Here is a 19,142-nt window from a genome sequence, read left to right on the forward strand (position 1 = left end):
GTCAGAAGTCCAGCTGAAGGTCGTCGGGACGCGACGATGCGGAATCGATCGCGTACACGGTGCGCGACGCGGCCAGCGAGCGAGCCTGATCCATTGTCCGCTGGTCGGTCGCGACGTCGCTGTCGTCGTCGCCAAGACCCAGCACGTCGGCCGTTGCCGGTTCGAGCGGCGCCGCCTGCTCGATTTCGTGGGCGGGGTGCCGAACCTGCTCGAGGCCGCCGCCGGTTTCCTCCCCGGTCTCATCCACGATCTCGCCGAGACGGGAGTCGATACCGCGGACATGATCGTGCCAGTCATTCGAGCGCGCCTCCGGAAGATCGGCATAGCGTCCGTTGCCAAGAGTTGGCGAAGGAAGGATGCGGGCCTTGAAGGTGCGATCCTCGTAATAGCGCAGCTTCTTCGCGCGCACGGGCGCGTGGCCAGCAACGAGCACCAGTTCGTCAACCGGCGGCAACTGCATCACCTCGCCGGGCGTCAGCAGCGCGCGAGCGGTCTCCTGCCGGCTGACCATGACATGAGCGAGCCAGGGCGCGAGCCGATGGCCGGCATAGTTGCGCATCGCGCGCTGCTCGGTAGCGGTGCCGAGCGCATCGGAAATACGCTTGGCGGTGCGTTCGTCGTTAGTCGCGAAGGCAACGCGGACGTGGCAGTTGTCGAGAATGGCGTTGTGCTCGCCATAGGCTTTCTCGATCTGATTGAGGCTCTGGGCGATCAGGAAGGCGCGAACCCCGTAGCCGGCGAGAAAGGCCAGGCTCGTCTCGAAGAAGTCGAGACGACCGAGTGCCGGGAACTCGTCGAGCATCATCAGAAGGCGATGACGACCCGGCTTGTTCTCGGCATGGAGATGCTCGGTGAGACGACGTCCGATCTGGTTGAGCACGAGCCGGATCAGCGGCTTGGTGCGGCTGATGTCGGATGGCGGCACGACAAGATAGAGCGAGACCGGGTGGCTGCCTTCGACCAGGTCAGCGATGCGCCAGTCCGATGCGGAGGTGACCGCGGCGACGGTCGGATCCCGGTAAAGCCCGAGGAACGACATTGCCGTGGAGAGGACGCCCGAGCGCTCGTTCTCGCTCTTGTTGAGCAGTTCGCGCGCTGCCGAGGCCACGACCGGATGGACTGCCGGCGCTTCAGCGGTGCCGAGATGATTGGTTGTCATCATGGCGCGCAGCGTCGCGACGAAGGGGCGCTGCGGATCGGAAAGGAAGGTCGCTACGCGAGCAAGCGTCTTGTCGGCATCGGCGTAGAGGATGTGCAGGATCGCGCCGACCAGCAGCGAATGGCTCGTCTTCTCCCAGTGGTTGCGTCGGTCGAGCGCCCCTTCGGGGTCGACGAGGATGTCCGCGATGTTCTGGACGTCGCGCACTTCGTCCGCGCCGCGGCGCACTTCGAGCAGCGGGTTGTACCGCGCGGAACGGACATCGGTCGGGTTGAAGAGCAGGCAGTGCGAGAAACGAGCGCGCCAACCAGCGGTCAGCTGCCAGTTCTCGCCCTTGATATCGTGGATGACGGTCGAGCCCGACCAGCCGAGCAGTGTCGGTACGACGAGGCCGACGCCCTTGCCCGAGCGGGTCGGCGCGAACGCCATGACATGCTCGGGGCCGTCGTGCCGGAGATAGCGCTCGCCTAGCCTGCCGAGAAATATGCCGGCGTCGCTGAAAAGGCCCGCAGCCTTGGTTTCGCGAACGGAAGCCCAATGCGCCGAACCGTATGTGGTGACGTTGCGCCGCTGCCGCGCACGCCAAAGCGAACCTGCCACCGCCGCACCACATCCGATGAAGCCGCTGGCGCCGGCAATCGCGCCCGCTCGGTCGAAGACATGCGGCGCGTAAGCGTCGAAGTGATACCACCAGATGAAGATCGCCCAGGGCCGATAGACGGGAATCCCGTCGATCATTGCCCAGGGCGATCCAAGCTCGGGCTGGTAGGCGAGTGCCGCTGCCGCCCATTGTGTCGCAGACCAGATGCCCGCGAGCACGATCGCGAAGACGACCAAAATCTGGCCAATCAGGAGTTTGGTAGGTGTCATGCGGGCCTCCGCCCGCACGAGATTCAAGCTTGCGAGCTTGGGCTTAAGTCTCTTTGGTTTGGAGGGAAAAAGTCAGAACCCATCTGGTGACATTGCGTACCTTTTCGGGGCCATTCACGCGCAATAGGAATTATTTGCGGGCAAAGGTTCGCGGCATGCGCGCTAGATGAGAGGCCGCAGAACCGAGATTCGCGAGAGATTAAGGACTCAAGGATGGATGAAGTCTCCGGAGTTGCACTCCCCGTAGTCGATCTCTCAGATTTCTGGGACGAGGACGCCGAAGGTGTGCTCCTTGGTGGCGTCGATTCCGTCGTAGTGTATATCCCGCTACCCAGCATCGGCTATTCGAACTCGCACATCGACATCTGCGAGGACTTGATCGAAGCGTCGTGGACGGCGGAGCAGCTGGCCACGGCAGCAGAGGCCGTGGATGTCGAGCATGACTATCCGCCTGGCACGCACAAGGTTCGGCTGAAGCTGACGTTCCGCCGACCTAGCCTCGATTTCCTCCCGAGGTTGCTCGAATGCGCGGTTCTCTTTCGTGATCTCGACGAGAGTGATCCGGAGCAAGAAGCTCATTTTCGCCGCACGCGGGACGCGGTTGTGGGCTATCAGGATCAGCTGGAGGAGCTGGCTCCATTGGCCCCTGACATAGTTGACTGGTATTACGCCAATCTGGTGGGCGGCGCATATGCCCAGATGCGCTACGACGCGCCCGACTATTACAAAGACGAGATCACCAGATTTCCGGAGCGCAGGACCGGGTTCTACAAAAGCGGGTTCAGCCACATGCTCGGGCGGTCGTGCTACGCGTCGCCGGACAGCTGGCTTGTCCCATCCGGTGTTCCACTCGATCGCTTTTTCGCGGCAACCGGGCAGAAATACGAGCCCGAGACATTTCTAAGCGGAGAAGTGCTGCTGGTCGCGGGAAATTCCTATGTGGTTGCAGACGGTCTCGTCGCGTATTTTCCGATGAACCAGTATTTCAAGTCGAGAGTCTGTGCGAGTCTCGTCCGCGAGAAGGAAGAGGACCCTTACGACACGGAGACCTATGATCCCGACAACTTCGACTGGACGGATGCATCATTCACTCACTCACCGTATCTGGAGCATCTCTGGCGCCGGGTTCACGATCAGCACGGGCATCGGCCCGGTGCGAGGGCGGGCATTCTGATCGACTCCTCGGGAACGCTCGTCACCGTATTCGACGGATTGTTCACCCACGTCCTCTACGACACAAAGACGCTGAATATAGTTGCGCTCAAGGAGCTGCACGAGGAGGTTGGGAAGATCGCTGGTCAATTGTCCAGCGCGATCGGACTGCCGGGAACCTCGCGGCTGTATTGGCAGGAACTCACCGATGAGAGTTTCGAGCAGCTGTGCTACGATGTGATCTATGCTCATCCGCGCTTCGACAGCGACACGATTCGCAAACTTGGCAAGTCGCGGTCGCGCGATGGCGGACGGGACATAGAAGCATTCGACCTGCCCGTGCGGTCTGCCGACCGACCGCGGAAATGGATTTTCCAGTGCAAGCTCGTAACGGACGGCTCATCGCTGACCGGACGAAAGCTGGTGGATGTCGGGGACATGCTGGAGCACTATTCTGCCGAAGGGTTCAGCGTGATGACGTCCGCACTCATCGACGCCACACTCTACGACAAGCTTGATGCGGTGTGCGGAAAGCGCGGAGTCGAGCAGCTTCACTTTTCAGCGATGGAGCTGGAGCGTGCCGTTTCCCGGAGCACGGCGATACGGGACCGTTATTTTCCTTCGGATCGTCGTTCCGCCTCCTAGACTTCCTTTGGGCGACGGCAAGGAGGCATGCGGCCCCAATGGCCATCAGTGGCGTCGGATCACCTCCGTGGGAAGGGCGAAGCCTTGTTTCCCGGTGCCGAATCAGGCGTCGGCCACATCTCCAGTCTCGGTCGTCGTCGTAACTTCCAGATCCTCTTCCGCCGGTCTCTCGAAGGCACTCGGGTCAATGAATGAAGCGTGTTCCTTTTCGAGGAGTCGGATCCTTGGAAGGTTGTCGAGCAGCGAGAATTCCTCGACGAGCTCGCGGAATTTCTCTCCCTGCGGTGTCAAGCAGTTGTAGAACAGCAGCAGCAACTCCTGGTCGGACAGCTGCGCGCGGATCAGTCTCAGATAACGGGCGCTACCGACACCGCTCTCCTTTACGAAGCGGATGACGTTGTAGAGATAGCGGAAGTAGTGGCCTAACTCGAGCTGGTGATCGCGCCAGAAGTCGTTGTATGCAGCGACAACCTTTGTCCGGTCCGCGTCACCTCCCGCCCCCGCCCTCGGCGGCTTTTCCTGCTTTTCGCGGTAGAGCTTGGTGAGGCGCGTGTAGAATACCCGGAAGCAGTCCCGCCCGGTCGTGACCATCCCATCCTTGGACTGCAGATCGATCGAGCTGACGATGGTGTTGTGCAGCGTGAGCATCTGGAAAAAAGTGGCCTCGAAGTTCTGTCGTTCAATGGCCTTGTTCTGAAACTCGAGTGCGTCTGCCGACCGTGCAAACTCCTCTCGCGATTCCCGGAGCTCGGTATGCTGGAGAATGATCGTGATCAGCAGCCCCATGAAAGTGAGGAACGTCAGCAACGGATTGAGGACTCCGCCGAAGAAGTCTCCGAACTCCCCTGGCGTCATCCTCATAATCATGACGAAATCGGCGACCAGAACGATCGCCGTCAGGCCAGCGGCGACACGGAACAGCACGTAGAGCGCTTCGCGCGGCTCCTCCCCGTCGATCAGCTTCAGGAACTGTCGATGCAGCGGGCCCTTCGGTTCGTTCATTCCGCTTCTCCGGCTGCAGGCAGGCGGGCCGCCAGCATCGCCGCGATCTCCTCCACCGAAAATGGTGGCTTCCGACGGTGGGCGACCGAGTGGCAGTTGGGACAGAGAGGCACCAGATCGGTCGCGGGATCGATGATGTAGTCGGGACCCAGCTCGGACACCGGAGTGACGTGATGCACCTCGATCAGGCCTGCTGCGTCGAACCCGTAGACCAGTTCCATGTCCAGTCTGCACGCTTTGCAGCAGTATCCGTGGATGGCCAAGGCCGCAGCTCGGTTGCGACGGTCCCGCTCGTAGCGGTTGACCTCGATCCGGATGCGGGCGCCTTCCGGCAGCCCTTCGACATCGGGGAGCGGCGCATCCTCGATCTGTTCCTCGAGTGGCAGCAGTGCCGTTACCGCGGCGGCAACCCGGCCCGTCCAGCCTTGGACGAGGCGCATATCGCCGGCGTCGTCGCCCGCATTGATGGGCAGCATGCCGCGACGCACTGCCAGCTTCACGCTGGTCCACTCGGTCGACCATATGGCATCGTCGGCCGGATCGGCGGGAGCACCGTTGATCTCGAGTTCGACGGCGGCGCCGTCATCGCGGCAGTCGGTCAGCACGGCGCCGAGCAGGGCCCGGCCGATGGTGTCGGCACGGCCCATTTCGGCGATCAGCTCCTGTGCAAAGGCACCGGGGTCGAAGGTGATGTCGAGCCTGCGCCATCCGATCGCCGTGCGGATGATGAATGTCTCCGCGGCAAGATGGCCGGCCGGATGAAGCTCGATCCACGTGCCGCCGTCGTCACGGCCGGCACGGCCCTCGAACGTCAGTCCTGTTTCCCTCGAGACCGCACGGGCGACCGCTTCGGCGTCAGGCGGCATCCTGCTCGAGCTCCGGCTCCGGCAGGCCCTCGACCAGCTTCTCGAGGATGCGCGAAACCTCGTAGCGGAGGTCCTTGAACAGGTCCTGCGTCTTGTCGCCGCGCATGGTCGAGAGCTCGCCGACCGACAGCGCCCAGAGCAGCGAATCCATGCCCTGCATGGTCACGCTGCGGTTGAAGTTTGGGACGTAGACCTTGCGGTAGTAGGGGTGCGACGTGTTCACCAGCACGGCGCGCTTCCGCTCGATGATGGCGGGCTCGTAGAGCAGGCCGTTCGGAATGCTGTCGACCGGCTTGACGAAGACCTCGCCGGGCTTGTCGGCCGAGCGTACCGGAATCTTGAGCTTGAACCGGCCGTGCGCGTTCTCGACCTCCGCCTCGTCGGCGGCCGGATTGGTCACGCTGACCTTGGCGCCGCCGGCGTCGGCCTCATGGTCCTTGATGTTAGCGTTCGACGTGTCGTGCGCGCCCTGTGCTTTCTTCTGGGTTTCGCGGCGCTGGCCTTCGCGATAGCGGCGGTCGGCCTCGCGGCGCGGTGCCGGCAGGAACTGGTCCTGCAGATAGGTGGCGAGCGCCTCGTCGAGTATGATCTGCGACTTCTTGATGTCCAGCTGGAACGCATCGTCCAGGCGGTGGTCGAACGAGAATTCCACGCGCAGAAGCGTGTAGTGGGGTTCCTTCTGGTAGAGGCCCAGCCAGTCCGATTCGTGGATCAGCCGGTTCTCGCGGTAGACGTAGATTCCCTGCCGATCGGAGGACAGTGCCGCTTCTTTCGCCTGCTCGGGAGTCGGAAACTCCTCACGGCGCGGAAGCGTGTAGGCGCGGAGACTGAACGTCGCCTCCTCGCCTTTTTCGTTTTCGGTCGGCACGTCCTCGGTGCCGACGAGCTCCGACAGCCCCAGCACGAACGGATCCCAGGCCCTCAGCACGATGCCGTTGACCGAGATGCCGACGGTCCGCGCCCTCCCGTCCTTGGGATCGAGAAACCGCTGGTACACCATCGACAGATGCTGGCGGAGGCTGGCAACCTTGCGTTCAAGCGCCTTCTGCGCAGGCTTTCCGGCCTTGTTGGCGAAGTCCGGCAGCAGGCGGTCGACCTTGCCCCAGACCACGACAGTGCCGGAATGCTCGGGAGCCACCGAGTCCAGATGCTCCTGCGCCTCCTCGTCGACGTCGCTGCTCAGCAGCAGCGCCCAGCTCTGCTGTTTCGCGACATGATCGAGATCCCATGTCGCCATCAGCGTCGGCGCATCGCCGGAGGGACGCGACACGAGCGTGAGCGCCCGACAGAAAGCTGTCGACGCCGTCTTGAGGCCGAGACCGTATTTGCCGAGGCTCGCCGGGTTGGGGCGCTTCCTTGCGCCATAGCGCATGGCGTTCTTCAGCCCCTCGAGATCCATCCCGTCGCCATCGTCGGCGATCGACAGGCGGATGTTGCCCCGCCAGTCTAGGGCGAGCGTCAGATCGACCTTCGTGGCGTTCGCCGCGATCGAGTTGTCGACGATGTCCGCTATCGCCGTGTCGAATTCGTACCCAGTGTCGCGCAGGCCCTCGATCATCCGTTCCGGATCGGGCGGGCAGTCAAACTGTTCTTCGAGATCCATTCGTCCCCCCAGAGGCAGTGTGGTCAGAGCGGCACGACGCGCCAGCCCGAACCGAGTTTCAGCGCGCCCGTCGCCGAACGCTGCGGCTGGTGCCGGCGCTGGTACGCGACGCTGTAGCGGCCATCCGCGCTGCGGCTGAGCCGGACGTCATCGCCCGGGACCAGTCCCGCCTCCCGGATGTACTTGGTCATCCGCGTGAGTCTGTATTCGTTCCGCGTTCCGCCGAACAGCCTGTTGTTGTAGTAAATGAACGCGAATTCCCAGAAGTGACCGCTCTCGTCGACGAAGTTGAGCAGACAGCGTGGATTCTGTTCGTCCGGGTCGAGGGACGGAAAAAAGGACAGGATTTCGCGGTCCTTCGGCACGAGAATGCCGGCCTGGTGGCCGCCGGTGTCGCCCGTGTCGTTCGCGCTCAGCGTCTTCGAAATGGTGCGTGCGGTCACGTCAGATCTCCAGTCTTGCGATGGGCGACCGGTCAAGCGCCGCCACGACATCGGCATAGTCTTCCTCGGCGCCTTCGACGCCGACGACGGCGGCCTCCTGCAGGCCGCGCTTGCGGGTTAGGCGTTCGTCGACGACTTCTTCGACGGTGTCGGCGACGAACAGCCGGTGAACCGTCACCGGCCGCTCCTGCCCGCGCCGGTACGCGCGCGCCGAGGCCTGGTCCTCGAGCGCCGGATTCCATTCGAGGTTGTAGTGGATGACATGATTGGCGGCAGTGATGTTGAGGCCGGCGCCGCCCGCACGCGGGTTGAGGATGAGCACCGCCGCGCCTTCGATTTCGCTGAACCGGTCGAGCAGCGGCTGGCGCTCAGGGATAGGCAGCCTGCCGTCGATCGCGCCGGTGAACGCGCCATGCCGCCGGCGCACATGGTTCTGGATGATGTCGGACATGCGATTGTAGGAGGTGAAGATGATCGCCTTTTCGCCAAGCGCGAAGATCTCGGCGAGGAGCTCGTCGAGGCGGGCGAACTTCGAGAAGTCCATCGGATCACCGCTGGCGGCACGCTCGAGAAGCATCGGATGCGCGCAGAACTGCCTCAGCAGGGTCAGCGACACCAACGTCGCCGCCTGCCCATATTCGGCAGCGATGCGCAGGCGGATCGCCTCGTAGGCGCGCGCCTCGGCCTCGTCGAGCTCGACGACCTGCGGGATGTCGATCCGGTCGGGGAGGTCCTGCGCGACGTCCGCGACCCGGCGGCGCAGCATGACGGGCGACACGAACGGCTCGAGCGAGGCCGCCCCGTCATGGTCGTCACCGAATTGCCGTTCGAACTCCACGCTCGTCCCGAGATAGCCGGGAATGACGAAGTCCATGATCGACCAGAGGTCCATCAGCCGGTTCTCGACGGGCGTGCCGGTGACGGCAATCCCCGAGCGGCGTCGCAGCCGCTTCACCGACCGCGTGCGGATGGCGTCGGGATTGCGGATGTTCTGCGCCTCGTCGATCACGACCGCCCCCCATTCGATCATCTGCAACAGCGACTGGTCGCGCACGACATTGTCGTAGGAAGTGACCACGACATCCCATTCGGCGAGATCGGCCGGCCGGCCGGTCCGTCGCGGCCCATGATGTTTGAGCACGCGCACCGCGGGCGCGAATTTCCGGAATTCGCGACACCAGTTCTCGAGCAGCGAGCCCGGCGCGACGACAAGCACCTGGCCCAGCGGCTCCGGGCCGGGGTCACTGACTACACTGATGACCTGCAGCGTCTTGCCGAGCCCCATCTCGTCGGCAAGGAAGCCGCCGATACGTTCGCCAAGGAGAAACCCCAGCCAGCGCCATCCATCGGCTTGGTAGGGATAAAGCACCGCGTTGACGCCGCCGGGCGCGCCTCCACGCAAGCCGGCGAGCAGCAGCGGCGGGATGGCGACGCCCGACGTCCGATCCTCGACCGCTCCGTCCCCCGCGGCCGCTTTCTTGAGGTCGAGCAGTTGGCGCGCCGAGTGCAGTGGTCCGATCGAGGTTCCGGCCGCGGAAGCGGCGACCTCGGCCCGCGATACGGGTTCGAGCGGATACCAGACACCATCGATCACGCAGTGGCCGTGGTCGAGGTCGGCGGGCTCGAGGTCGAAGCTCCGGCCGCGGACTTCACCCACGATTCGGGTGGCAGGCGCGCCGTCGACGAGATCGAGGACCAGTCGGACCACGATCGGATAGCGCGACGCCTTTAACGGCGTGGCGTCTCCGGTCATTCCCGGTTCGACATCCGGCCAGACCGGACGGCGCTCGACCAGCGAGCCGTAGGCGGAATCCGGATCGGGAATCTCGTCGATCGTGCCGTCGCCGAGGCCGAGCGTGCGGCCGGACAGGATCCACCGTCTCATGCACGCAGCTCCGGAGACAGCAGCCGCACCTCCGCCAGAAACGCCTCCAGGGTCAGCAGGCTCGATCGTACCGGCTTCGGAAAGCGCTGGTGAAGCGCCTGTGGGACGACAAGGACAATGCCAGCGCCGGTGATCTCGCGGAAATCCGATTCCGACACGCCTTCCTGCAGGGTTAGGATGTGCTTCACCGGAATGCGGTCGGCCTCGCGCAGCACTTGGCCCCAGCGCTCCTTGAGCGTCGTCTTGGCGGCGAGCATCCTTAGCCGTTCGGCGGGAAAGGCGGGATCGCGGTAGGCCGCCTGCGACGGGAACAGGAAATCGGGGCGCAGGCGCCGGTCGGTGGGCTGATCATGGTTGAAGTCTCGGCCCCCACGAACGCCTCTTCCAGCAGAATCGCGCGGACGTGCAACTCGAGCGACCGGCCGGCGCGCTTTTTGCGCCGCTGGAGGATGGTCTTCGACCGGTCGAGGAAGTCGTCGAGCGAAGTGAACGGGCCGCTGATCATGGGCAGCTCGAGTTCTCGCTCGACCGAGCGGAAGATCTCGAACTCGCATTTCCGCCGCCGCAGGAGCCGCTCGTCGGCGGGTTGATCCTGCAGCGCGCGCAGGTCGACCGCGCGCTGCACGATCTCGTCTGGCGTAGGGAACCGGCGCAGCCATGCTTCCGGAATCTGCTCTCGGGTCATGCTGCAGCTCGTGAGGAAGCGGCCGGGGGACGCGCCTCCATCGGAGACCGACCCCGGATGCCAGAGCACGCCGCGCCCGGGCTCGACTGGACCGACGATGTCCTCGATGATCTCTTCCTGCCCCGGACCTTCTGTGACCCATACGTGAAGTGCGCGAGCATCGTCGCCTGTGCCGGCGCCCACAAAGACGAACACGGCGAGCGCGCCGGTGCTGTCGGGGTCGATCAGGGCGGACCGGACACCACCCCATCGCGTGATGCGTGCCTCGTTCCGGGTGGGCCGCGCGGGATCGTCGATGGCGCGGGAGTTGTGACCGACATGGCCCGGCACACGGAGGCCGGTCCGCTTGTTGTTGTACCACACGACGCGCACCGTCCTGCAGTCGGGGTGTGAATCCACGCACGCCTCGATGAACGCCTCGGGGTTCGGGTCGGTCACGCCCGCAAGCGACGGCAGCACCCGGAACAGGAAGTCCTTCGGAATATAGGGGCCATACTGTTTGCCCTTCGTGGCCCGCGTGTCGTTGGCGGCGAGCCGCTTCACGTACCAGACATTGTCCGGCAACGCCTGTTCCCCCACCCAGTCCGGCAGATCAGTGACCGGCATCAAGTCCCCCGCGGATATTCCCCTCGCTGGCCGAAGAGCACAGCCAGTTGCCCGCGAGGTCAAGCACTTCCTCGGCGGGTCTGCGATCGCGTCCGCGAAGGCTGCACTCCCAGATGGTGAGCGTGCGCCACCCGCTGGCATGCAGCATGGCGAGCACCTCCGCGTCACGCTCTCGGTTCCGGGCGATCTTGGCGGACCAGAAGTCGGGGCGTGTCCCCGGAAGCCGGAACAATGGACAGTCATGCCCGTGCCAGAAGCAGCCGTTCACGAACACCGCTGCGCGCCGCGCAGGAAAGACTAGATCGGGCTTCCCGGGAAGGGCGGCGTGAAGCCGGTACCGGAATCCGCGGGCGTGGAGGCCGCGCCGTATGACCATCTCGGGCCGGGTGTCCTTTCCCCGAATGCGCGCCATGTGGACGCTGCGCGCTTCGGGGGTGAGGATGTCAGCCAAAGCGCATCCGCAGTGTCCGTTGCCGCGCCTCCCCGGTAAGCCACGGGGTGACGAGGTCGGCGACGCGCTCGACCACCGGAACGACGACGGCATTGCCGAACTGCTTGTAGGCCTGTGTGTCGGAGACGGGTATTTTGAAATCGCTGCCGTCCGGCTCGTCGAAGCCCATGAGCCGGGCGCATTCACGGGGTGTGAGCCGCCGCGGCGGTTTGCGGCCGGGCTGGCGGACGAGGATTTCCGATCCGTCCTTGTAGTAGCGGGCGGACAGGGTACGGGCGACGTCGGTCGGACCGACGAGGCCGAAGCCGAAGCCGTTGCCGCGCTCGCGGTGTTTCTCTGCATAGCCCTGCAGATAGGACCAGAGATGTTCAGTCAGAGTGTAGCGGGATGACACCTTCGCCAGCGGTCCTTCGGTAAAATGCGAGTCCGCCGTCTCGCTGCCGTCGCCGGGGTGCAATATCGAGCCGAGACGCGGGCCACGGTCGATCGCGGGAAGCTCGAGATCGTCGAAGCTGAAATCGGTGTCCTCGCGGAAGCCGACAATGAAGATGCGCTCGCGATGCTGGGGAACAAGCGAGCGGGCGTTGATGACCTTCGCCTTGACGCGGTACTTCAGCTCCTCCTGCAGCGTGTGATGGATGATCCGGAAGGTCCGGCCACCATCATGACTGACGAGGTTCTTCACATTCTCCAGCACGAATGCCCGCGGTCTGCGCTCCTCGATGATCCGGGCAACGTCAAAGAACAGCGTACCTTGCGCGTCGCAGCGGAACCCGTGCGGTCTCCCGAGCGCGTTTTTCTTCGATACGCCCGCGAGCGAGAAGGGCTGGCAAGGAAACCCCGCGAGCAGGAGGTCATGATCCGGAATGTCCGACGCCGAGACCTCCCGGATGTCGCCGGCGATTTCATGATCGTCGTCGGGATAGTTGGCCCGATAGGTTTTCTGGCTATAGGCATCCCATTCGCTGGTGAAGACGCACTCGCCGCCCGCTTTCTCGAAACCGCGACGCAGGCCTCCGATACCCGCAAACAGATCGACGAACGTGAAAGCCGCGCTGCGACGCTCGTTCTTCCGGACTTTTGTCCGCAACAGCTCGATGATGCCGGGCCGGGGCAGTGCGCGCCCCGACTCCCAACGATAGACCGTACTTTCCGCATAACCCGTCAGGGCGATCGCCTCGGCAATGGACAGACCCGCGCGCTCGCGAAGTTCTCTGAATTCGGTCATGCTGGCCTCCGACCCTGGGAATTATTCTGTCATATTGACGGAAACCAACCCCATCAACAAGAACAAAACATGATCTTCACGATAAAAGGCGCGTAGCGTCGCAGTGATGCCCGACAGACTAAGAAATTTCAGGATATCTCCGGTCCGCCCCGCGCTCGCCCAAACCGCCAACTCACCCCGTCCGATCGCATCAGGCCGCTGACCTTGCTGCCGAGCCGCCGTTCGAGCACCGGCCGCCACGGCACGAGCGTAAATTCCCGCGACTGTTCGACGAGCGCGAACCGGCCGCCGGCGAAATCGACGCGCCGGGTCAGCCGACCCTCGACGCCGCCGCCGGTCCGCGCTTCGACGAACGCCTTGCCCAACTCCACGGCAAGCTGTTCACCCGCACCGAGCAACTCCCGGCGCTGAAGCAGCAGGAGAGCGTTTGCGCGAAGGCGAAACGTTCCCCGGTCCGCATCGGCGAGTTGCTGCTCGACCAGCCACTGTCGGCGCGCGTCCAGCGCTGACCGCGCCTCACGTCCGAAGCCTGCATCGCGCATCGGCAGCGGTGACGCAGCGCCAATTTCCCGGTCGAGCCACGTCGCAGCGTCGGCCGTTCCCAGCCGGGCGAGCGGCAGTGACGATAGGGTCTCGATCGTCACAGGCTGGTCGCGAAGACCGCGCACTTCGTAAGCGGCCACCCGGTCAAGATGGTCTTTTGCGATCGACCAGGTCCCGTCGGCATCGCGCTCGACGCCGACGCCCGCGCGCCGCATCGCTTCCAGGCGGCGAACATGGGCCTCGGCGAAGCCCTGCGTGGCGCTGGCATCGTGGCGTAGGTGACCGTCAACCGAATAGCGGCCGCCATTGGCGGCGGCGACCTCGACCACCGTCCGGTCGGCGTCGCGAACGCCGACGCTCCGGGGTGCGGCCCGGACGATCGATCCCTCAGGCGTGGCCTCGACCTTATCTCCGCGCCCGATGTCGAGGTAATGGACGCGGCCATCGACACCGTCGACGATCAGATAGTGACGGTCGCGCTGCTCGTCCGAGAATCCCCGATGGATGACGCGCCCGACGATCGGCTGATCGAGCCGCTCGTGGATGCGCCGGTCTACCCCGGCGCGGTCGAGCTTCCGCGCGGTCAGCTCGCGCTGCATGGTCCTGATGATGTCCCCGCGCTCGCCCATCTGGCGCAGCGTGTCTTCGATGCCATCGTCGAGGCGCCACCGCCCGTGCCCGAGATCTTCCGCCAGACCCATCGCGCCAAGCTTGCGCAAGCGGCCCGCCGTGACGGACTGCTGAAACGGGTCGTTGCTGGCCGCAGTGACCACGCGCTCTGCGTCCATGCGACGGAGCAGACGACGGTCGATCGCGGTCAGCCGCTCCTGCTCGACATCGTGGCGCAGCCTTTCCTGGATTTCGCGGTCGGTCCGCGGCCCCAGGTCGAGCGTCGCCAGCTCGGCCGCGCGCTCGCGGAAACCATGCGCGATATATTCGCGGGCGATGATCAGATTCTCGCCGCGATCGTCGACGCCGCGCAGCATGATGTGGGTGTGGGGCTGGTCGGTATTGAAGTGATCGACCGCGACCCAGTCGAGCTTCGTGCCGAGATCATGCTCGGCCTGGGTCATCAGCCGGCGCACATAGGGCTTGAGGTCGGCATACTCCGCACCGTCCTCGGCCGACACGATGAAGCGGAACTGGTGCCGGTCGCCGTCGCAGCGCTCAAGGAACGCCTTGCCGTCGGCCTGATCGACCTCCCGCCCGTAGAGCTCGCCCGGCGCGCCGTCTCGCGTCACCCCGTCGCGCTGGATGTAGCGCAGATGCGCGCGGGCACCGGGCAGACCCTTCGAGCCCAGCCGCACGAGCCTGGTCTTCACGATCGCGCGACGGGCGCGCAGGCCGGTAAAGCGATCGCGGCTGGACAGCAGCCTGCCGATGCTCGCGCCGCGACCGATCCGGCTGCCGTCGAAGCGACGGCGGACGATGCCTGTCTTGGCCCCGGCGAGCCGTGCGGCGACGACGATGCGGCTCCCGTAGCGCAGCACCTTCTTGCCGTCCTTGCCTTTGGTGCGGCCGAGCTTGGGCGTGAACTCGTCATCATCCATAGCGAGTCTCGCGATTTCGGAAGAGAAGTACCGGTTTTCGGAAGTTTTCTTCCGAGGAGTCTCGCACCCTCAATTGCTTGTCTCGCGAAAATACGATGTGCAGACAATCACTTGAGCAGGGTCGCGAGACACTGCCTTTATCTTGTTTTCCCTTCTCCCCTTCTTCCTCACCCTTCTGGCTCAAAAAAGGGGGAGAAGCAGCGCCGGTCCGACGCCGCCTCTCCCCGTCGATCCATGCGCAATCAGTGCGCATCGACCATCGCTTCGTGCGCCGATCTGCGGGACCGGCAGAAGCGCTTTCGTATCGTCCCGTGCGCCATTCCGTCGCCATCCACGAGCATCACGCTTGCGAACCAGCGACCGTCCAGCCGCCCGCAGATCGCTATCCGATCGAGTTCCAGATCATCGTCGTCGATGCTCTCGTAAGACCCCAGCCAACGCTCCTCGATCCGCGCATCCCAGAGAAAATCCGTCTCCTCCGCTTCGAGAAAGCGATGCGCCAATGCCTCCCCTGCACCGCGTCCAAATTCGATTTCCAAACCCGCCATCAGCATCGCCATCACGCGATCCGACGCCGTTCCGATGTTCTGATACATGCCCATGATGACCTCCAACGCTTGCGTCCTCACCATCGAGAACGGCGTTTGAGGGACGGGTGGCGGAGCGGCTGTCAGGGCCGCGGAGCGAAGCGCAGCGCCGCGAAGCGGACGTGGGGGGAACCGATTTGCGCAGCAAATTGGGGGGCACCCGCGGGCCTTGATAGCCGCTTCGCCAGCCGTCATGCTGGGTCTATCGAGACGAGCCTCCAACCTCTCGGTCGTGCGCAACCTCACCTCATTGACCATCACGCCGCACCGCGAAAAGCGTCGCCGATGATGGCTTGGACGGGGGCAATTCCGGCTGTGAAGAGGCGTGGTATCGCACGACGAAAAGGGTCTCGCGCGGTGTCTCGATCGGTGTGGCGGGAGCGATACTGGCCGCGCCGCCGACGCTCTGCAGATAGGCGATGGTCTCGGCAGGCAAGGTGCGATCGCCCGCGAGATGGGCAGCATATCGGCCCGGCCCTGCATTGTAGGCCGCGAACAGGCCGGGGTAGCCGAAGCGATCATACATCAATCGCAGATAGAAGGTGCCGGCCAGGATGTTGTCGCGCGGATCGTCTGGATCGGCGCCGAGACCGAGCCGCTGTCGCATCGCCGCCCACGTCGCGGGCATGAGCTGCATCAGGCCCATCGCCCCGGCGCGGCTACGGATCGGGCGGCCATCGAGCGTGGTCCGGCCGCGACTCTCGGCCTGCATCACCCGCTCGATCCAGGCGGTCGGCACGCCGAACCGCAGCGAGGCTTCGGTGATGTAGGGCCGCCAGTCGGCCACCGATTCCGCGCGGGCTGGCACTGCGACGGACAGCACCAGCGCGGTGGCTGCGAGCCTCAGCGGCGCCATAGCAAACGTGCCTTTCCGATGACATCGCGGCCCTCGGTCGCCCCGAAATAGCGCCCGTCGAACGAGGCCGGATTGTCCATGAGCACAAAGAGTTGACCGCCCCGAAGGCGGGTGCAGCCCGACCATGCCGGCATCGGTCGGCCCTGGCCGTCCGCGACGCGGCGTTCTGCCGTCCAGCGTCCGTTGACGAAGATCTCCTGCCCGAGGGCACAGATTTCGTCGCCGGCGATGGCCGTCACCCGCTTGACCAGTGGCACGTTCATCGGGAGGTAGCGGCGTTCCGCGGCGAGCCGACGAAAGGGCTCGGGGACGCGCGCGATAACCATGTCGCCGGGATCGACGGCGGCGCCGGGCGATACCCCATAGAGACCGACGGGCGCGCTGGCGCTGGCGTTCCAGACGAGGCGCGGCGCGGGCGGCAGGGCGGCGCTCGCGAGCAGAATGACGATTCCGCCTCCGGTGATCGCGCTACGCTTGCGGAGCTTCGAGCGACGTATCTTGTCGGCGCGTAGCGCGTCACCCCAGGCGAGGGGCGGGGTGTCGCCAGCTCGGTTGCGGCGGCCCGTCACTGCACGATCTCGCGTGCGGCCCGCTCGCCAGACCAAGCGTCTAGGTCGTCGATATGATATTGGACGAAGCGGCTGTGACGCCGGAAGACCGGTCCCTTGCCGGCCCGGCGGAGACGCTTCAGGAGCCGGGTCGATATCTTGAGATAGGCGGCGGCCTGGTCGGTATTGAGGAAGGGCGAGCCGCGCTTGGCGCGGCTGGCCCGGGCGATGTCGTCGTCGGTATCCATGGGGGTCGGCATCCTTCGGCGGATCGCAACCGTGCGATCACGGCACCGGGGATGCCGCCGGGAACACCGGGCGGGCAGTGTCGAAAGCCGAAGGGCGATTTTCGACACACCCGCAGTGGGAGCGGTGCGGGTTAGGCCGGGTGGCACGGGTCCGAAGCCCCATGCGACGGAAAGCGGACCGAACAGACGCCCCCGCCTGCAAGGTCCCTCGCGAGCTATGGCAAATCCGGCTCACCGCTCGAACCCCGCGCGCCGAAGCGCGCGGGGCACCGTGTTCAGCGCGACCAGATGAGCTTGTGCTCGCCATTGTCGCCCTGCGTCAGGGTGGCGTAGATGGGCACCGGGAAGGACGGATCGTCGAGCTTGAGGCTCAGATATTCCGCGCCGGTGTCGCGCGCCGCCTTGGTCCAGCCTGCGCCGAACTCGACGCCGCCGGCACTCACGCGATGGTCCGGGGCCTTCTCGTTCTCGCGGTCGACGGGCCGGATGCTGGCCTTGACGCGCAGCGTCAGGGTCCGGATTTCGCCGTTGTAGACGCCGCCTTCACCGCGGGTGAAAGTGCCGATCTGTGCCATGATAACCTCCATTCGATGTTCCGACGCCGCCCCATGCGGCCTCGATGCGGTTGTCAGGCCGCTGGTCGGACGGTGCGCACCGACAGGCCGAAGCGAAGCGGAGGACGGCCGGAAGCCGGGCTTCTTGCCTCGCGAGGAAGGCGCGGGCACCGCGCCGGGGAAGAAGGTCGGCGTGGCCGTTGCGCGCCAGAGGACGGACTGCGGCAGACCGCAATCGATCAAGGCCGCCGGGCTGCGGACGAACGGAATGGGGTGGTAAGGTCAGGCAGATCGTCGGCAATCGCGAAGGGGCGTCCGACCCCAAACGGTGGAAGCTGTCGCCCGACTTGGCCGTTGGCCTGCGTGCTCGGCGTCGCTAGACGATCGGACAGGGGGCATGTGATGACGGTACTGGATCAGGTTCGCGGGTTGATCGAACGGCTGTCGCCCGAGCCGATCTGCGACGACTGTATCAGCGAACGGCTCGGACTTTCCGTGCGCCAGCACGCCAATCACAAGGCGCGCGAACTGGCCGGCACGCGCGGTTTCGAGCGGCAAATCGGCTCGTGTGCTATCTGCGGCGCCACAAAGAAAGTGATCCGGGCAAAGGGGTCTTGATCCATGACCTCAAGTCGGCGGGGCGGTCGTTGCTAGCCGTTTCCGTGACTAGTCGGCTTCGTCGACCTCCGTGCCGACCGCTGTGACGCGAATGTCAAACGCCTGCACGAACGCGGCCATCGAAACAACGGCATCGATCCAGGAGCTCCGCGCGCGCGTATAGGCATCGCCAATCTCGCCGCCGAAGATCGCCTCGCGTGCCGATTGCCACACGTCGAAATCGTCCGATCCTTCCTCGAGCACACGCTCAATGAGATTGGCCGTGGCCTTCACATGCTTGGTGAAAGGCAACCTCTCGCCGTCCGATCCGCCGCGCAGGATTGCTTCGAGCGAAGGGCCTTCGATATTTGCGGGCTCGGAATGGGCGATGCCGAAGTTGCCGGGGGCGGTGTAGGTAAAGCGCTGATGGCCCGTCAGCATTCCCGCGCTCGCAATGTTGCTGCTTGTCACGATGGCGCCGGCACGGGCAAGGTCGAACAGGTCACTGCTTTCCCAGAAGGCGGGTGCGGCATAGACAACAGCCGCGCGCCCGGCAGCTGCCGCCATGATCTTTTCCAGAAGCCCCTGCTGCTTCGGATCGATGCTGTAGCGATAGTAGGACGTGTTCCAGCTTGCCCATTCGGTTGCATTGCTGCGTTGGAGCCATTCGGGCCGCTTGTACTGAACGAAGAGATTAAGATTGAATGGCGGTAATCTCGCGTCGAGAGCACGGCCGAATTCATCAATCTCCGATGCGGTCATCCCGATGAAGTGTCGCCAACGGCGGACGCGGACAAACGGGAAGAATGCCCGATATTCGGGCAGCGGAAGAAAGAACGCGCCATCGAATCCGAGGATTCCCTCATCGCTCTGGTCCGGTGAAAACAGGACGTTGGTGAGCCGGGCCATCTCGGCCAGAAAATAGGTCTCGAACGGCTTTTCCTTGAACTCGGCCCACATTTCAGATGCCCCCTGGCTCTGGCATAGCCGGGCACGGCCGACTTTGCGAACCACGTCAGCATCAACGAGATTGAAAAAAACCGCGCGCCGACCCCGGAACGGCG

18 protein-coding genes are annotated in these 19,142 nt (G+C 64.7%); 2 read left to right on the top strand and 16 right to left on the bottom strand.

The annotated features are described in order from the left end of the window. Nucleotide 1: 1 nt before the first annotated feature. Nucleotides 2-2,029: a conjugal transfer protein TraG gene (locus tag JW805_16145; GenBank protein ID MBN2973538.1), complete on the bottom strand. Its 2,028-nt coding sequence runs from the start codon at nucleotides 2,027-2,029 to the stop codon at nucleotides 2-4. Nucleotides 2,030-2,242: 213 nt separating this feature from the next. On the opposite strand from JW805_16145, the gene JW805_16150 reads away from it, so the two are divergent. Next, on the top strand, nucleotides 2,243-3,826 hold the full coding sequence (locus JW805_16150) for a hypothetical protein (protein MBN2973539.1): 1,584 nt from the start codon (nucleotides 2,243-2,245) through the stop codon (nucleotides 3,824-3,826). Between the two features lie 102 nt (nucleotides 3,827-3,928). Here the strand turns inward: JW805_16150 and JW805_16155 are convergent, their stop codons facing one another. The 14 genes from JW805_16155 to JW805_16220 all read right to left on the bottom strand — a co-directional run bounded on the left by JW805_16155 (nucleotide 3,929) and on the right by JW805_16220 (nucleotide 17,502). Continuing rightward, entirely contained in the window at nucleotides 3,929-4,828 is a 900-nt protein-coding gene (locus JW805_16155; GenBank protein ID MBN2973540.1) for a putative phage abortive infection protein, read from the bottom strand. After that, nucleotides 4,825-5,694 carry an HNH endonuclease gene (locus JW805_16160; protein MBN2973541.1) on the bottom strand — a complete coding sequence of 290 codons (870 nt, stop codon included), beginning with the start codon at nucleotides 5,692-5,694 and terminating at the stop codon, nucleotides 4,825-4,827. The genes JW805_16155 and JW805_16160 overlap by 4 nt, the downstream gene beginning before the upstream one ends. Next, nucleotides 5,684-7,297 carry an ATP-binding protein gene (locus tag JW805_16165; protein ID MBN2973542.1) on the bottom strand — a complete coding sequence of 538 codons (1,614 nt, stop codon included), beginning with the start codon at nucleotides 7,295-7,297 and terminating at the stop codon, nucleotides 5,684-5,686. The genes JW805_16160 and JW805_16165 overlap by 11 nt, the downstream gene beginning before the upstream one ends. Nucleotides 7,298-7,320: 23 nt before the next feature. Next, nucleotides 7,321-7,740 (bottom strand): hypothetical protein, encoded by a 420-nt coding sequence (locus JW805_16170; GenBank protein ID MBN2973543.1) that lies wholly within the window; start codon nucleotides 7,738-7,740, stop codon nucleotides 7,321-7,323. A gap of 1 nt (nucleotide 7,741) precedes the next feature. Further along, complete coding sequence (locus JW805_16175; protein MBN2973544.1) at nucleotides 7,742-9,625, bottom strand: DEAD/DEAH box helicase; 1,884 nt, start codon at nucleotides 9,623-9,625, stop codon at nucleotides 7,742-7,744. Beyond that, nucleotides 9,622-10,284, bottom strand: a complete 663-nt coding sequence (locus tag JW805_16180; protein ID MBN2973545.1) for a hypothetical protein — start codon at nucleotides 10,282-10,284, stop codon at nucleotides 9,622-9,624. Before JW805_16180 ends, JW805_16175 begins: the two co-directional genes overlap by 4 nt. A gap of 618 nt (nucleotides 10,285-10,902) precedes the next feature. Further along, nucleotides 10,903-11,367 (bottom strand): DNA mismatch endonuclease Vsr, encoded by a 465-nt coding sequence (vsr, locus tag JW805_16185; GenBank protein MBN2973546.1) that lies wholly within the window; start codon nucleotides 11,365-11,367, stop codon nucleotides 10,903-10,905. Further along, nucleotides 11,360-12,595 carry a DNA (cytosine-5-)-methyltransferase gene (gene dcm, locus JW805_16190; GenBank protein MBN2973547.1) on the bottom strand — a complete coding sequence of 412 codons (1,236 nt, stop codon included), beginning with the start codon at nucleotides 12,593-12,595 and terminating at the stop codon, nucleotides 11,360-11,362. The genes vsr and dcm overlap by 8 nt, the downstream gene beginning before the upstream one ends. A gap of 128 nt (nucleotides 12,596-12,723) precedes the next feature. Beyond that, a complete protein-coding gene (locus tag JW805_16195) occupies nucleotides 12,724-14,688 on the bottom strand; it encodes a relaxase/mobilization nuclease and DUF3363 domain-containing protein (protein MBN2973548.1) in 1,965 nt (654 codons plus the stop codon). A 242-nt stretch (nucleotides 14,689-14,930) separates the two neighbouring features. Beyond that, nucleotides 14,931-15,290: a hypothetical protein gene (locus JW805_16200; GenBank protein ID MBN2973549.1), complete on the bottom strand. Its 360-nt coding sequence runs from the start codon at nucleotides 15,288-15,290 to the stop codon at nucleotides 14,931-14,933. 232 nt (nucleotides 15,291-15,522) lie between these two features. Then, nucleotides 15,523-16,131: a lytic transglycosylase domain-containing protein gene (locus JW805_16205; GenBank protein ID MBN2973550.1), complete on the bottom strand. Its 609-nt coding sequence runs from the start codon at nucleotides 16,129-16,131 to the stop codon at nucleotides 15,523-15,525. Further along, nucleotides 16,119-16,628, bottom strand: coding sequence for a S26 family signal peptidase (locus JW805_16210; GenBank protein ID MBN2973551.1), 510 nt, complete (start codon nucleotides 16,626-16,628; stop codon nucleotides 16,119-16,121). Before JW805_16210 ends, JW805_16205 begins: the two co-directional genes overlap by 13 nt. 68 nt (nucleotides 16,629-16,696) lie before the next feature. Then, nucleotides 16,697-16,927: a helix-turn-helix domain-containing protein gene (locus JW805_16215; GenBank protein MBN2973552.1), complete on the bottom strand. Its 231-nt coding sequence runs from the start codon at nucleotides 16,925-16,927 to the stop codon at nucleotides 16,697-16,699. 275 nt (nucleotides 16,928-17,202) lie between these two features. Next, nucleotides 17,203-17,502 (bottom strand): DUF736 domain-containing protein, encoded by a 300-nt coding sequence (locus tag JW805_16220; protein MBN2973553.1) that lies wholly within the window; start codon nucleotides 17,500-17,502, stop codon nucleotides 17,203-17,205. Nucleotides 17,503-17,883: 381 nt separating this feature from the next. Here JW805_16220 and JW805_16225 point away from each other — a divergent pair, with 381 nt between their 5' ends. Continuing rightward, the gene (locus JW805_16225) at nucleotides 17,884-18,099 is read left to right on the top strand and encodes a hypothetical protein (GenBank protein MBN2973554.1); all 216 of its coding nucleotides are present in this window, start codon (nucleotides 17,884-17,886) and stop codon (nucleotides 18,097-18,099) included. A 48-nt stretch (nucleotides 18,100-18,147) separates the two neighbouring features. Here the strand turns inward: JW805_16225 and JW805_16230 are convergent, their stop codons facing one another. Next, a complete protein-coding gene (locus JW805_16230; protein MBN2973555.1) occupies nucleotides 18,148-19,038 on the bottom strand; it encodes a hypothetical protein in 891 nt (296 codons plus the stop codon). Between the last annotated feature and the right edge of the window lie 104 nt (nucleotides 19,039-19,142).

The organism is Roseomonas aeriglobus, assembly GCA_016937575.1.
GTDB lineage: Bacteria > Pseudomonadota > Alphaproteobacteria > Sphingomonadales > Sphingomonadaceae > Sphingomonas > Sphingomonas aerigloba.

Coding starts and splice junctions, on each gene's coding strand:
- JW805_16145 (MBN2973538.1), bottom strand. CDS start 2,029: ATGACACCTACCAAACTCCTGATTGGCCAGATTTTGGTCGTCTTCGCG.
- JW805_16150 (MBN2973539.1), top strand. CDS start 2,243: ATGGATGAAGTCTCCGGAGTTGCACTCCCCGTAGTCGATCTCTCAGAT.
- JW805_16155 (MBN2973540.1), bottom strand. CDS start 4,828: ATGAACGAACCGAAGGGCCCGCTGCATCGACAGTTCCTGAAGCTGATC.
- JW805_16160 (MBN2973541.1), bottom strand. CDS start 5,694: ATGCCGCCTGACGCCGAAGCGGTCGCCCGTGCGGTCTCGAGGGAAACA.
- JW805_16165 (MBN2973542.1), bottom strand. CDS start 7,297: ATGGATCTCGAAGAACAGTTTGACTGCCCGCCCGATCCGGAACGGATG.
- JW805_16175 (MBN2973544.1), bottom strand. CDS start 9,625: ATGAGACGGTGGATCCTGTCCGGCCGCACGCTCGGCCTCGGCGACGGC.
- JW805_16180 (MBN2973545.1), bottom strand. CDS start 10,284: ATGGCTGCGCCGGTTCCCTACGCCAGACGAGATCGTGCAGCGCGCGGT.
- dcm (MBN2973547.1), bottom strand. CDS start 12,595: ATGACCGAATTCAGAGAACTTCGCGAGCGCGCGGGTCTGTCCATTGCC.
- JW805_16195 (MBN2973548.1), bottom strand. CDS start 14,688: ATGGATGATGACGAGTTCACGCCCAAGCTCGGCCGCACCAAAGGCAAG.
- JW805_16200 (MBN2973549.1), bottom strand. CDS start 15,290: ATGGGCATGTATCAGAACATCGGAACGGCGTCGGATCGCGTGATGGCG.
- JW805_16205 (MBN2973550.1), bottom strand. CDS start 16,131: ATGGCGCCGCTGAGGCTCGCAGCCACCGCGCTGGTGCTGTCCGTCGCA.
- JW805_16215 (MBN2973552.1), bottom strand. CDS start 16,927: ATGGATACCGACGACGACATCGCCCGGGCCAGCCGCGCCAAGCGCGGC.
- JW805_16220 (MBN2973553.1), bottom strand. CDS start 17,502: ATGGCACAGATCGGCACTTTCACCCGCGGTGAAGGCGGCGTCTACAAC.
- JW805_16225 (MBN2973554.1), top strand. CDS start 17,884: ATGACGGTACTGGATCAGGTTCGCGGGTTGATCGAACGGCTGTCGCCC.
- JW805_16230 (MBN2973555.1), bottom strand. CDS start 19,038: ATGTGGGCCGAGTTCAAGGAAAAGCCGTTCGAGACCTATTTTCTGGCC.